General features: G+C 69.7%; 13 protein-coding genes and 1 tRNA gene. 11 read left to right on the top strand and 3 right to left on the bottom strand.

Annotated features, from left to right (window positions below; all coding sequences use genetic code 11):
* Positions 1–69 precede the first annotated feature (69 nt).
* Entirely contained in the window at positions 70–750 is a 681-nt protein-coding gene (gene modB / locus QZ607_RS12625; RefSeq protein WP_295883051.1) for a molybdate ABC transporter permease subunit, read from the top strand.
* A gap of 4 nt (positions 751–754) precedes the next feature.
* A complete protein-coding gene (gene modC / locus QZ607_RS12620) occupies positions 755–1,828 on the top strand; it encodes a molybdenum ABC transporter ATP-binding protein (protein WP_295883049.1) in 1,074 nt (357 codons plus the stop codon).
* A 450-nt stretch (positions 1,829–2,278) separates the two neighbouring features.
* On the opposite strand, the gene QZ607_RS12615 is transcribed toward modC, so the two are convergent.
* Positions 2,279–2,355: transfer RNA gene (locus tag QZ607_RS12615), tRNA-Pro, on the bottom strand.
* Positions 2,356–2,599: 244 nt separating this feature from the next.
* Complete coding sequence (locus tag QZ607_RS12610; protein WP_295883047.1) at positions 2,600–3,568, bottom strand: polyprenyl synthetase family protein; 969 nt, start codon at positions 3,566–3,568, stop codon at positions 2,600–2,602.
* A gap of 475 nt (positions 3,569–4,043) precedes the next feature.
* Here QZ607_RS12610 and QZ607_RS12605 point away from each other — a divergent pair, with 475 nt between their 5' ends.
* From QZ607_RS12605 to QZ607_RS12590, 4 genes are all read left to right on the top strand, one after another.
* Positions 4,044–5,846, top strand: a complete 1,803-nt coding sequence (locus QZ607_RS12605) for an ATP-binding protein (RefSeq protein ID WP_295883045.1) — start codon at positions 4,044–4,046, stop codon at positions 5,844–5,846.
* A gap of 147 nt (positions 5,847–5,993) precedes the next feature.
* Positions 5,994–6,656 carry an LON peptidase substrate-binding domain-containing protein gene (locus tag QZ607_RS12600; RefSeq protein WP_295883044.1) on the top strand — a complete coding sequence of 221 codons (663 nt, stop codon included), beginning with the start codon at positions 5,994–5,996 and terminating at the stop codon, positions 6,654–6,656.
* A gap of 79 nt (positions 6,657–6,735) precedes the next feature.
* The gene (locus QZ607_RS12595) at positions 6,736–7,062 is read left to right on the top strand and encodes an iron-sulfur cluster assembly accessory protein (protein WP_295883039.1); all 327 of its coding nucleotides are present in this window, start codon (positions 6,736–6,738) and stop codon (positions 7,060–7,062) included.
* A gap of 139 nt (positions 7,063–7,201) precedes the next feature.
* Complete coding sequence (locus QZ607_RS12590; RefSeq protein WP_295883037.1) at positions 7,202–7,636, top strand: SufE family protein; 435 nt, start codon at positions 7,202–7,204, stop codon at positions 7,634–7,636.
* Between the two features lie 27 nt (positions 7,637–7,663).
* On the opposite strand, the gene QZ607_RS12585 is transcribed toward QZ607_RS12590, so the two are convergent.
* Complete coding sequence (locus QZ607_RS12585; RefSeq protein ID WP_295883034.1) at positions 7,664–8,338, bottom strand: Fe2+-dependent dioxygenase; 675 nt, start codon at positions 8,336–8,338, stop codon at positions 7,664–7,666.
* A gap of 96 nt (positions 8,339–8,434) precedes the next feature.
* Here QZ607_RS12585 and QZ607_RS12580 point away from each other — a divergent pair, with 96 nt between their 5' ends.
* The 5 genes from QZ607_RS12580 (at position 8,435) to mepA (ending at position 13,440) form a co-directional block, all read left to right on the top strand.
* Complete coding sequence (locus QZ607_RS12580) at positions 8,435–9,040, top strand: hypothetical protein (protein ID WP_295883032.1); 606 nt, start codon at positions 8,435–8,437, stop codon at positions 9,038–9,040.
* A gap of 163 nt (positions 9,041–9,203) precedes the next feature.
* Positions 9,204–9,587: a hypothetical protein gene (locus QZ607_RS12575; RefSeq protein WP_295883031.1), complete on the top strand. Its 384-nt coding sequence runs from the start codon at positions 9,204–9,206 to the stop codon at positions 9,585–9,587.
* Between the two features lie 45 nt (positions 9,588–9,632).
* Positions 9,633–11,429 (top strand): SLC13 family permease, encoded by a 1,797-nt coding sequence (locus QZ607_RS12570; RefSeq protein WP_295883030.1) that lies wholly within the window; start codon positions 9,633–9,635, stop codon positions 11,427–11,429.
* A 240-nt stretch (positions 11,430–11,669) separates the two neighbouring features.
* Complete coding sequence (locus QZ607_RS12565; protein ID WP_295883029.1) at positions 11,670–12,317, top strand: hypothetical protein; 648 nt, start codon at positions 11,670–11,672, stop codon at positions 12,315–12,317.
* A gap of 238 nt (positions 12,318–12,555) precedes the next feature.
* On the top strand, positions 12,556–13,440 hold the full coding sequence (gene mepA, locus QZ607_RS12560; RefSeq protein ID WP_295883028.1) for a penicillin-insensitive murein endopeptidase: 885 nt from the start codon (positions 12,556–12,558) through the stop codon (positions 13,438–13,440).
* Positions 13,441–13,452: the final 12 nt, after the last annotated feature.

Raw genomic sequence — 13,452 nt, 5'->3', positions numbered from 1 at the left:
GTGACAGCGTACTCCAGCCCAAAGCACCCAAAGCGCTAAAGCCATCACCGCACCAGCCCCAAGCTTCACATGCCCTTTCTCTCTGCCACCGACCTCGAAGCCATCGCCCTCACCCTGCGCCTGGCGGCGGTGACGACGCTGATCCTGTATGTCGTCGGCACGCCCATCGCCTGGTGGCTGTCGCGCACCCGCTCGCGCTGGAAGGGGCCTGTGGGCGCCGTGGTGGCCCTGCCGCTGGTGCTGCCGCCGTCGGTGCTGGGCTTCTATCTGCTGGTGACCATGGGCCCGAACGGGCCGGTGGGCTGGCTCACGCAGACGCTCGGCATCGGGCTCCTGCCCTTCACCTTCTGGGGCCTGGTGGTGGGCTCGGTGTTCTACTCCCTGCCCTTCATGGTGCAGCCGGTGCAGAACGCCTTCGAGGCCATCGGCGAGCGCCCGCTGGAGGCGGCGGCGACCCTGCGCGCCTCGCCGCTGGACCGCTTCTTCACGGTGGCGCTGCCGCTGGCGCTGCCGGGCTTCGTCACCGCCGGCATCCTGAGCTTCGCGCACACCGTCGGCGAATTCGGGGTGGTGCTGATGATCGGCGGCAACATCCCGGGCGAGACCCGGGTCGCCTCGGTGCAGATCTACGACTATGTCGAGGCGCTGGAGTACGCCGATGCCCACCGGCTCTCCGCGGTGCTGCTGGTGTTCTCCTTCCTGGTGCTGCTCATGCTCTATGCCTGGCGGCCGGACCGCGGGACGCGCTGAGCCGATGATCTACGCCAGCTTCAAAATCCAATGGCCCGGCTTCGCCCTGGATGTGGACGAGCGCATCCCCGCCCGTGGCGTGACCGCGCTGTTCGGGCATTCGGGCTCCGGCAAGACCACGCTCCTGCGCTGCATCGCCGGGCTGGAGCAGGCGGCCAAGGGCCGACTCAGCGTCAACGGCGATGTCTGGCAGGATGCCGACGCCTGGGTCCCTACCCACCGCCGCCCCATCGGCTACGTCTTCCAGGAGCCGAGCCTGTTCCCGCATCTGACGGTGCTCGGCAACCTGCGCTATGGGCAGAAGCGCAGCCGACAGGCTGATGCCAAGTCTGCAAAATTCAGCCTGGAGCATGCCATCGAGCTGCTCGGCATCGGCCATCTGCTCAAGCGCAAGCCCGCCGCGCTCTCCGGCGGCGAGCGCCAGCGCGTCGGCATGGCCAGAGCCCTGGCGGTGAGTCCGAAGCTGCTGCTGATGGACGAGCCGCTGGCCGCGCTCGATATGGCCCGCAAGCAGGAGATCCTGCCCTACCTGGAGCGCCTGCACGACGACCTGGAAATCCCGGTGCTGTACGTGAGTCATGCCCCGGACGAGGTGGCGCGGCTCGCAGACCACCTGGTGGTGATGGAGGGCGGCCGGGTATTGGCGAGCGGCCCGCTCAACAACACCCTGGCGCGGCTCGACCTGCCGATCCGCCTGGGCGAAGACGCGGGCGTGGTGCTGGACGGTCATGTGGCGGAGCGGGACGCGCGCTGGCACCTGCTGCGGGTCGCCTGCTGCAACACCAGCCTCTGGGTGCGCGACTCGGGCGCCGCTGTCGGCGACCACGCCCGCATCCGGATTCTCGCCCGGGACGTGAGCATCGCGCACGAGCCCAAGACCGGCACCAGCATCCTGAACACCCTGCCCGCCCGGGTGACCTCCCTCGGCGACGACGCCCACCCGGCGCTGACACTGGTGAAGCTCGCCGTGGACGACAAGCCGGTGATCGCGCGCGTCACCCGCCGCTCGGCAGAGCAGCTGGGCTTGGCGCCCGGCCAGCAGGTGTGGATTCAGATCAAGGCAGTGGCGCTCTTGTGACGCCGATGGGGAAGAGGAGATGGGGAAGAGAACGGGGTGCGACAGCAGGGGGAGAACCCTCCTTCCGCCAGGACCTGCCGTCGCTGCGCCGCCCCGCCGACGTGTCACTCAACCCGGCGTTACTCCTGAGCAGTTCTAAGTCTACCTCTGACGGACAAAGCCCGCTTGACATTCGCTGCCAACGGCTTGACCCGCGGTTACCGGCCGGCAACCGGGCATGTGCCAGCGCTGGGTCCAGCACCAGCTCGGAGGCGGCGGCATCTGCCGCGCGCAGGGCCTCACAGCCGTTCGGCGCGGGCGCTGGCCCGTCCCACCGGCGGCGCCGTACGGGTCTGTGGGAAAACATAGCCTGTACCGTCCTTGTTGCAGCGCGAGCCCGGAGGCATAGGGTCCAACAAAGCACAAGGTCCGCGCCGGCGAACCGGGGCGGGCCTTGCCATTCGCAGGAATTGGTCGGGGTGAAAGGATTCGAACCTTCGACCCCTGCCTCCCGAAGACAGTGCTCTACCAGGCTGAGCTACACCCCGATGGTGTTCGGCTGCCGCTGCTTGCGGGCAACGACGCCGCGGGCGACCTTGTGGGCCGCCAGGTGTTGTCGGTTGATGCCGCTCTTGGTCAGCCGGCCGTCGTGGCCTGATGCCGGAGCGAGCGGGACGGCCGGGAACCGCCCTTGACCGGACCCTGTTGGCGCCACCCCGGACACCCTGGGTCAACGGGTGCGGGGGTCAGTGGTTGCGGCCGCCGGTGGCGTGGAGTCAGGGAATCAGCGGCTCAGTAGGTGCGGGCGACGGCGAATTCCGCCGTGGCCAGCATGGCACGCTTGGCATCTGACTCCCGCAGGTCATCCAAGGCTTCGCGGGCGGACTGCGCATGCATCCTGGCAAGCTCCACAGTGTAACTCAGTGCGTCCGTATCGACAATGGCCGCCACCACCTCGTCGATGCGCTCGCGCCCGCCTTCCTCGATGGCCTTGCGCAGCATGGCGCGCTGGGCGTCGCTGCCCACCGCCATGGCGCGGATCACCGGCAGGGTCGGCTTACCCTCTTCGAGGTCGTCGCCGATGTGCTTGCCGATGGTCTCGCTGTCGGCATCGTAGTCCAGGGCATCGTCCACCAGCTGGAAGGCGATGCCGAGGTGCAGGCCGAAGGCGGCGACCCGGTCCTCCACCTCGCGCGGCATCTCGGCCAGCACGGCGCCCAGGCGGGTGCCGGCCTCGAACAGCGTCGCCGTCTTGCGCTGAATGACCTCCATGTAGCGGGCCTCGTCCGTGTCCGGGTCGTGGCTGTTCAGCAGCTGCAGCACCTCGCCCTCGGCGATGCGGTTGGTGGCGTGGGAGAGCACGTCCATGACGCGCATGACGCCCACGTCCACCATCATCTCGAAGGCACGGGAATACAGGAAGTCCCCCACCAGCACACTCGCCTCGTTGCCCCAGACGGCGTTGGCGGTGTCGCGGTTGCGGCGCAGCTCGGAGCCGTCCACCACGTCGTCGTGCAGCAGGGTGGCGGTGTGGATGAACTCGACGATGGCGGCCATGTCGAGATGGCGCTCACCCTGATACTCGCAGGCGCGCGCCGCCAGCAGCACCAGCAGCGGACGCAGCCGTTTGCCGCCGCTGCCGACGATGTAATGACCGATCTGGTTGATCAGCACCACGTCGGACTGCAGGCGCTGGAGGATGAGCTCGTCGACTGCCTGGAGATCGTCGGAGACAGGTGCCCGAATTGCGGAGAGATCCATGGGCGACTTCGCGCGATAGGGAGCCGGCGATGCTAGGGTCAGCGGCTCTGAGCTGTCAAGTTGGCGTGCCCGGCGGTTGCCCGATTGGGGACGGCGCCGGCGCTGGGCCGGTCGGATCTGCCCACTCAGCTCTGATCGGTCGGATCTGATTGGGCGGATCTGATGGGGCGGATCTGATGGGGCGGATTTGCCCGGCCGAGTCTGCTCGACCGGTCCAGCCTGACCCGCCGTGCTGAGACCGCGGCGCGATGCACGGGTTCCCGTACGCCTGCGGCAGCCTGCACGGGGGCGATCGGCTGCGCGACGGGCTGCACGCCGTCGTGACCGCCCGGCGGCGGCCCGCGGCCAATGTCGAACCTGCATCACAGTCGGCCGCGGTGCTCGTCCGCTAGCTTCTGTCTGGCAGCCCGGGCCGACGCTCGCGTCGGTGCCGCCGCCGCGCGACACCCGCAGACGCCGACGGAGTGCCCGCACCTTGACCGATCCAATGCCGCGACTGCTGCTGCTCGCCCCCGTGGCCCTGGCGCTGCCCGCGCTGGCCTGGGCCGGCGTGCTGGGATCGGTGGCGGGCATCGGGCTCACCAGCACAGCCCTCGCGGCCTGGATCTACTTGGGCGCCGGCCGGCTGTTGACGCCGCGCCGGCACCTGGCACAACAGGCGCGCCAGCTCGCACCCGGCGGCCCCCAGGGCGGGGACGACTGGGCGCAGATCGAGGCTTCCCTGCACGCCCTCGCCCACCAGCGCGAGCAGGATCGCGCGCGCATCCGCGAGCTGGAGATGCGCCTGCACCGCGCACAAGTCGCAGCCGAGAGCGCCGACTCCGCCAAGCGCGCCTTCCTCGCCAACATCGGCCACGAGATCCGCACGCCCATGAACGTCGTGGTGGGCATGACACGGCTCGCCCTCAAGCTCGCCGCCGACCCGCGGCAACGTGAGCACCTGCTGCGCGCGGACCGCGCCGCCCATGGCCTGCTCACCCAGATCAGCAATCTGCTGGACGTGGTGAAGCTGGAGTCCGGCGAGCTGCACCTGGAGCGCACCGCCTTTGCGGTGGAAGAGCTGCTGTCCCAGCTGGTGGCAACCTATGCCGAGCAGGCGGAGCGCAAGGGTCTCGACCTGCGCTGCGAGCAGGACCCGCGCATGCCGCCCGTGCTGGTGGGCGACATGGAGCGGCTGCGCCAGGTGCTGGCCAGCCTGACCGACAACGCACTCAAGTTCACGGAGGCCGGCGAGATCGTCATCGCCTGCCGCCCCATCGGTCGCGACGCGCGGCACGCCCGAATCGGCTTCGAGGTCCGGGACACGGGCGCTGGGATTCCGGTGGATCAGCAGGCGGAGCTGTTCGGGCTGTTCCGGCAGGGCGATACCTCGCTGACCCGCCGCCACGGCGGCAGTGGTCTCGGGCTCGGGCTCTGCTACCGGCTGGTGCAGGCCATGGGCGGCGTGCTCAAGCTCGACAGCCGCCAGGATCTTGGCAGCAGCTTCCAGTTCGAGCTCGATTTCGCGGTGCCGACGGCGTCCAGCCAAGCCGCGGACGCCACCCTCTACGACAGCCCGCATGTACGGCCGCCGGCCGCCGTCGCTGTGCACGCGGACGCCCACACCAGGTCTGCACTGCCACCGGCGCCCGTCGGCGGGACCACCCGCATCCGGGTGCGCGGCAACGATCGCCTGCTGCGTCGCCTCATGGGGCGCTTTCGGCTGGAGCACGGCGATTTCGTCGCCGACTGGAGCAGTCTGCACAGCGCGGGCGACCGCTTCGGTGCCGCACAGCTCGCGCAGGCGCTGGAAAGCGCTGCGGCGAGCCTGGGCGCGCTGGAGCTGCGCGCGGCGGCTGCCCGCCTCGCGCGCCAGCGCCGCGCCGACGACACCACCGAGGCCGCAGTCAGCCGCGTCGCGATGCTGCTTCAGATGCTGCTTGCGGAGATCGACCAGCGCCTGGGCGACGACCCCACCGCCGCGGCGGCCGGGGCGCTGTCCACGGCATCCCATGCCGACCCGTCCAAGGCCGATCCGGCGGCCAACACCGCGGCGCCGGAACCGCCCGTCTCCCTCGACGCGGCGCTGCGGCGCCTGGCCGCGCTGCTCGCGGACTTCGACGCCGCCGCCATCAACGCGCACGAGCAGGTGCACGCGCGCCTGTCGGGGCTGGTGTGCGCCGAAACGCTGGCGACACTGCGCAATGCGGTGAACGGCTTCGACTTCGCCACCGCCGCCGAGCTGATCGAGGAGGTGGCGGAGGCGCTCGGCGTGGCGCTGGAGCAGCCGCAGCAGTAGGCCGCGCCACGACGGCTCGGGCGGTGGCGGGTGCGGCTCGCAGATGGGCACCCGAGACCCCATGTCGTGAACTTCCGGAGGGTGCGTTGTCGGAAGCGACACCGGGCCGCCGGCCCTGGACGACACCCGCCTCGGGAGGATGCCGCCGTGAGAAGCCCATTTCTGCAAGCCTTCGCCGACCTGCCGCGCGAGCTGCCCATCTTTCCGCTGAGCGGCGCCGTGGTGCTGCCCGGCGTCCAGCTGCCGCTGAATATCTTCGAGCCGCGCTATCTCAACATGGTCGCCGCGGCCCTGGCGCAGGATCACCTCATCGGCATGGTGCAGCCGCGCGCGGACGCCGATGCCGCCGAGCCGCCGCCGGTGCACCGCATCGGCTGCGCCGGGCGCATCACCTCGTACAGCGAGACCACCGACGGGCGCATCGTCATGGTGCTCACCGGCCTGTGCCGATTCGAGATCGTCGAGGAGCTGCCGGAGCGCGACGGCTATCGCCGGATACGCCCGGACTGGAGCCGGTTCTCGGGCGACTACGACCTGGACGGCGGCAGCATCGGCGACCGCGAGCGCTTCATGGGCTCCCTGCGCGCCTTCTGCGACCAGCGCAGTGTCGAAGTGCCCTGGGAGGACATCGGCAAGATGGCGGACGACGACCTGGTGAATCTGCTCTGCACGCACCTGCCCCTCGGCGCCGACGACAAGCAGGCCCTGCTGGAGACCGACGGCATCGGCGCCCGCGCCGATCTGATGCGCGGCCTGATGGAAATGTCCGCCTTCAGCGGCGCCACCGGCGGCAGCGAGCAGCGACACTGAGCCTCGGTGCCCTTGAAATCCCGGGCGGGAAGGTTTACTACCGGTCTCCAGCGACACAACCCAACACGGGAGCAGCACCATGGCAGTCACCCTCACCGACAGCGCCGCCCGCCACGTCAGCCACATGCTGGAAAAGCGGGGTCACGGCATCGGTCTTCGCATCGGCACCAAAAAGAGCGGGTGCACCGGCTACGCCTATGTCGTGGACTACGCCGACGACCTTGACGACGGCGATCAGGTCTTCGAGAGCCACGGCGTCAAGGTGGTCGTTGACGACACGAGCCTTGAGCGCATCGACGGCATGGAAGTGGACTTCGTGAAGTCCAGCCTGCTGAACGAGGGCTTCGAGTTCCGCAATCCGAACGTCAAGGACGAGTGCGGCTGCGGCGAGTCCTTCAGCGTCTGACCACCAGCCCGTCGGACCCGCCCCACCCGGTCGGCACCGGCTGCGCACCCCGGCTGGCGCCCCCGGCGTCAGCAACATCTCCCGGGTCCGCAGTCTTCACGCGCGGCCCACGCAGCATCCGCGAGCAAACGCCCCCACCATGAGCACCGCAAGCGAGATCGACGACATCATCGACACCTTCGACCTGCTCGGCGACTGGGACCAGCGCTACGAGTATCTGGTGGAGCTGGGCGAGCGACTGCCGTCCATGGACCCGGCACACAAGGTGGACGCCAACCGCGTCATGGAGTGCATGAGCACGGTGCACGTGGTGCCGGAGCCGCTCGACGGCGGCCCGCAGCTCAAGTTCCAGGGGGACTGCGACACGGCCATCATCAAGGGCGTGGTGGCGCTGCTGGTGCAGCTCTTCTCCGGCAAGACCGCGGCGGAGATCGAGGCGACGGACGTGGACGCCCTGTTCGAGGGGCTCAAGCTGGAGGAGCACCTGAGCCCCAACCGCCACGTCGGCGTCTACGCCATCGTCAACAAGATGAAGGGACAAGCCGGCGCGTATCGAGTTGCCGGGAACGAGTAGCGAGTTACCCGCCTCGCCCCTCGCCCCTCACACATCCCCCCACATCCGCACCAGATTGCTGTAGCTGCGGTCCACCTGCGCCGTGTGCTCGGACTCCGGCGCGGTCCTGAGCAGGTGCTCGCGGGCCAGGCTCAGCTCGTACAGCAGCTCGCGCCGGCCTGGGTCACGCACATAGCTCTGGATCCAGGTGAGCGCCACCAGCCGCTCGCCGCGGGTGACTTCGGCGACGTGGTGCAGGCTGGAGGATGGGTAAGCCACGGCATCGCCGGCCGGCAGCTTGACCCGGTTGTCGCCGAAGCTGGTGCGGATCACCAGCTCACCACCGGCATAATCCTCGGGCGGATTCAGAAACACCGTCATGGACACGTCCGAGCGGAAGCGCGGCCCGCTTGAGCCCATAATCGGGTCGTCCACGTGGTCGCCGTAGGCCATGCCCGGGCGATAGCGGGCGAAGATCGGGTCCGCCACCCGGTGTGGCAGCACGCCGAAGCGGAAGGTCTCGTTGTGCCCCAGGCTCGCCATCAGGATGCGGATCAGGCGCTGAATGCGCTCCGGCTCCTGGCTCAGCTCCTCGTTCTGCTTGACCCGCGCCGCGGCGAAGCCGGCGGTGAGCCGGCCGTCCACGAAGGCGCCGCCGCGGATGATCTCGTGCAGCTTGTCGAGCTGGGCTTGGTTCAGCAGATTCGGGATGGTGAGCAGCATAACGGGACGAAGCAACAGGCGTGTCGGCAGGAGTCGGCAGAGTCCTTTGATATCATAGCGGGGTTACCCGTCACAGCAGCCCGCGGAGGTCGAAGCATGATCCTCAAGGCCATCGTCGAGGACCAGGAATACAGCCTGAACGTGCCGGAGCACGTGCTCGCCGGCTGCGACGACTATTGCGACAAGCTCGATGCGGACATGGACGCCGGCTGGCAGATGAGCCGGGAATGGGTGGCGCAGCCGAACCGCGAGCAGCGCTGCCAGATCGTCGCGGACAAGCTGCTGACGGCGCTGGAGAAGGAGAACCACAAGCTCGGCATGCTCATGGCCGCCTACCTCCTGAAGCGGCTGCCGAATGTCGAGGCCGTGGAGCTGGACATCCAGGGCGAGATCCAGAACAACACATTCCGCTTCCGCGACACGCCGGCGGCGGACACCGCGGATACCGCCACGGCGCCGGTGGCACAGGCCGCGGCGAGCGCCGGCGCGCCGACGGGCCTGAGCCGCATGCAGGCCATGGCGCAGGCCGGCAACGACGTCACCAAGGTCTTCAAGGTGGGCAAGGCCTGGCGCTTCTCGGTGTACGACCACGCCAGCGGCACCTGGCAGGACTCGCCGCTTATGGCCACCGAGCAGGAGGCGGAGCGGCTGCGTCAGGCCGCCTTCAAGGAGCGCTATGAGGCCCTGATCGGCGCGGACTGATCACGACTCCGTCCAGGCGCGGGTGCGCCCTGCGTCCTCAGGGCTTCCAGCCCTGATTGTGTCAGGCCAGGATGGCCTGACTACGCAGTCAGCGACCTAAAGTGGCCGGCGTTATGATCCAAGGCCCCACTGACTCCCCAATCCGCCACCAGCCACGCCATCCGTGTCCGCCACCCAGCCAAGCCCCAGCCCCCTGCCCTTCGAGGTCACAGCGCCGCTCGCACTGCGCTGGCGCAGCAGCGGTGACGCCAGGGTGATCGCCGCCTGCTTCCCACACCCGCAGGGCCTGTTGTACCTGGACCTCTTCTGGCACCGGAAGAGTCCCGCGCAGGCCGCCCACCTGCTGCGCGGCGAGCTCACCGGCACCGGTCCCTGGCGCATCGGCGACTGCATCATTCACGTGCTCGGCTGCCACAACACGGACCCGGACCTCGCCGACGACTTCGCACGCTGGCGCGCCTACCTGGAGAGCGATGCCGCCGCGGCCGAGTATCCGCCGCCGGCGCAGATCCGCGACATCGCCCGCCGGCTCGGTGCCAGCGTCTGAGCCCGCCCGTCGGCCGCCGGCACCTGGCACCACCGCGAGCAGGGCGTGGACACCGCCCCCGGCATCGGCGCCCTCGGCTGGCAGGGCTGGCTCAGCATCGCGCTGGTGGTGCTCTGCTTCGTGCTCTTCCTGCGCACGCGTGTGGCGCCGGACATCGTCACCGCGGGCGCGCTGACCCTGCTGCTGGTCACCGGGGTGCTGACGGTGGACGAGGCGCTGGCGGGCTTCGCCAACCCGGGCGTCATCACCGTCGCCGTGCTCTACGTGGTGGTGAGCGGGCTCACTGAGACGGGCGCCGTGGGCTGGATCGGCCAGGCCCTGCTCGGACGCCCGCGCGGCGAGCAGGACGCGCGCCTGCGGCTCATGCTGCCGGCGGCGGGCCTGAGCGCCTTCCTGAACAACACGCCGGTGGTGGCGATCTTCATCCCCGCGGTGCTGGACTGGGCCAAGCGCCACCGCCTGTCGCTGTCCGGCCTGCTGCTGCCGCTCAGCTACGCCAGCATCGCCGGCGGCACCTGCACCCTCATCGGCACCAGCACCAACCTGGTGGTGGACGGCATGTACACCGCGCGCACCGGCGGCCCGGGCCTCGGGCTGCTGGAGCTCGCCTGGATCGGCGTTCCGGTGGTGGCCGTGGTCATCGCCTATCTCCAGCTCTTCGGCACCAGGCTGCTGCCGGCGCGGACGACGGCCACGGACAGCTTCGCCGACGTGCGCAGCTACACCGCCGAGATGCTGGTGCCCGCCGGCAGCCCGCTCGCCGGCAAAAGCATCGAGGCGGCGGGGCTGCGCCAGCTGCCCGGGCTCTACCTGGTGGAGATCGAGCGCGACGGGCAGGCCATGCCGGCGGTGTCGTCGCGGGCGGTGCTGCGCGGCGGCGACCGGCTGGTGTTCGCCGGCATGCTGGACTCGGTGATGGACCTTCAACGCATGCGCGGCCTGCGTCCGGCGACGGATCAGGTGTTCAAGCTCGGCGGCAAGCGCCGCGACCGCTGCTTCGTGGAGGCGGTGCTGTCCAACAAGAGCCCGCTGGTGGGCCGCTCGGTGCGGGAGGGGCGCTTCCGGGCGCGCTACAACGCCGCCATCATCGCCCTCTCCCGCGGTGGTGAGCGGGTGCAGCGCAAGATCGGCGACATCGTGCTGGCGGCGGGCGACACCCTGCTGCTGGAGACGCACCCGGAGTTCGTGCTGCAGCAGCGCAACGCCAAGGACTTCCTGGTGGTGGCGCAGCTCGGCGACGAGCACCCGCCGGCGCACGAGCGGGCGCCGGTGGCCGTCGCCATCGTCGCCGCCATGGTGGCAAGCGTCGCCCTGGGCCTGTTCAGCATGCTGGAGGCGGCGCTGCTCGCCGCCGGCGCCATGGTGCTGACGCGCTGCACCCGCGGGCGGGTCGCGCGGCGCTCACCGGACTGGCAGGTGCTGGTGGTCATCGCCACGTCGCTCGGCATCGGCACGGCGCTGGAGAAGACCGGGGCCGCGGGCGTGCTCGCGGGCTCCGTCATCAGCCTGGCCCAGGGCATGCCCTGGCTGTCACTCGCGCTGGTGTTCGCCGCCGCGGCGCTGCTGACGGCGCTGGCCACCAACAATGTCGCCGCCGTGCTGGTGTTCCCCATCGCCATGGACGCCGCCCGCCTCATGGACGTGAGCCCCATGCCCTTCATGGTGGCGGTGATGATCGCCGCATCCGCGGCCTTTGCCACCCCCATCGGCTACCAGACCAACCTGATGGTGTTCAGCGTCGGCGGCTATCGCTTCGCGGACTTCCTGCGTGCCGGTATCCCCCTGACCCTGCTGGTGGGCGCGGTGACGGTGCTGCTGACGCCCCTGATCTGGCCCTTCTGAGTCGGCGCTGCCCGGGGCGTGGACGCCCTGCGGACCAGATATGTCATGCAGCATTGACACTCGAGGTCGCAATTTTGTGTCAATGTGACTTCACACATGCAAAAAATGGTTTAGACTCTAGCTGGCTGTCCCGCCGACGGCTCCCTGCCCCGCGCCCGCTCCGCCCGCACGGCAGGCCCACCCCAGCACGGGGGTTGCGACGCCCGTCGGCCTCTCCCCATGCCAGTTGGAGGATTCGACGTGTCCGCTGCCGCAACCGATCAAGCCACCACCCAGAAGCGCGACAATGGCCTGAGCCCCCTCGGCCTGGCCCTGATACCCCTGCTCGTGCTCTTCGCCGCCACCGTCGTCCTGTTCTGGCTGAGCCAGAGGGACATGTCCGGCACCTACAAGTACTGGGAGATCTTCGTGCCCGTGGTGGCCGTGGTCTCCCTGGTGTCGGGCTGGACCCAGGCCTATGTGAGCAACAGCAACCGCGCCTGGTACCTGCTGCGGCAGGTGATCCATTGGGGCGCTCTCATCGGGCTTCTGTACCTGCTGAACTCCCAGGGTTATCGGGAGCTGATGACCGACCAGCAGTACACCGCACTCATGATCTATCTGCTCGCCCTGGGCACGCTGCTCGCCGCAGTGCAGATGGACATCAAGCTGATCTTCTTCTCGGCCTTCCTGGCCTTCTGCGCCTTCCTCATCGCCGTGCCCGCGGACAATCCGACGCTCATCGCCACCGGCAGCATGCTCGGCATCGAGGAGCCCCAGGCCAAGCCGGTGCTGGTGAGCAGCGCCGTGGCGGTGGCGGGCTTCATCGGCAGCCTGTTCGTGGTCTTCATGATGCGCGGGGCCCTGATCGCCAAGCGCGCCGCGAACAAACGCAAGAAGGCTGACTGAGCTGCCGCAGGCGCTGCGCCGGCGCTCGCCGATACACAATCACTGCGCCAGGGGCGGGATGCCCGGGGAGCTCCCACCACGGCTCCACCGCCACGGACGGCGATACAACCACCGACGCCTCCCGTCGCGCTTGCCGTTGCGACGCCGGCCCCCACACCAGCAGCCATGCGGAGCGCTTTCGGCTAACATGCGCGCTGGCGTGCAACACGGCGCTGATGCGGATGGGGGAAGTCGAATCATGGCGTTGCGCAATCAACACTCGACATGCGAAGGGCGGCCGGCGGCGCGCGCCGTGGCGCTCGGGCTCGGGCTGCTGCTGGCCGGCACGGCGGCAACGCTCAGTGCCGCGGAGACGCCCTGGTCGCGCATCCGGGACGTCTCGCTGGGTCAACCTGCTGCCATCGGCGGTCCCAGCAACGGCTGCATCGACGGCGCCGAGGCGCTGCCGGCGAGCGGCATCGGCTTCGTCAGCATCCGCCGCCACCGCAACCGCCACTACGGGCACCCGGAGACCATCCGGCTCATTCGGGACTTGGGCCGCGCCATGAGCCGGCGCAGCGGCCGCTACGTCATGATCGGCGACCTCGCCCAGCCCCGTGGCGGGCGCATGAGCTCCTCCCACGTGAGCCACCAGAACGGCCTCGATGTGGACATCTGGCTGACCCTCGCGCACTCGCCGGCGCAGGCGGTGCGCACCACCCCCGAGCACCGCGACCCACCCAGCATGCTGACACCGAAGAAGCTCGCCCTGAACGAGCGCTTCGGCCCGGACCAGCTGTTTCTGATCAAATCCGCCGCCCAGGACCCGGCGGTGGACCGCATCCTGGTGAACCCGGGCATCAAGCGCGCCCTGTGCCAGCGCGAAGACGACGCCGCCTGGCTGCGCAAGCTCCGCCCCTGGTGGGGCCATGATGCGCACATGCACGTGCGCCTCAAGTGCCCGCCCGACAGCCCGCATTGCCGACAGCAGTCGCCCGTGCCCATGGGCAGCGGCTGCGGCTCGGAGCTCGCCTGGTGGTTCAGCCTGGAGGCCCGCAGCCCCAGCAGCAGCGGGTCGTCCGGCAAGCCGCGGGCGCGGCCCCAGCCACCGGCGCAGTGCCAGGTGCTGCTGCGGGCGTCCTGACCCGTCACCGGG

Origin of the sequence: uncultured Thiohalocapsa sp., from assembly GCF_913063425.1 — a bacterium.
Taxonomy (GTDB): domain Bacteria; phylum Pseudomonadota; class Gammaproteobacteria; order Chromatiales; family Chromatiaceae; genus Thiohalocapsa.
This window is presented reverse-complemented; position numbering and strand designations above follow the sequence as displayed.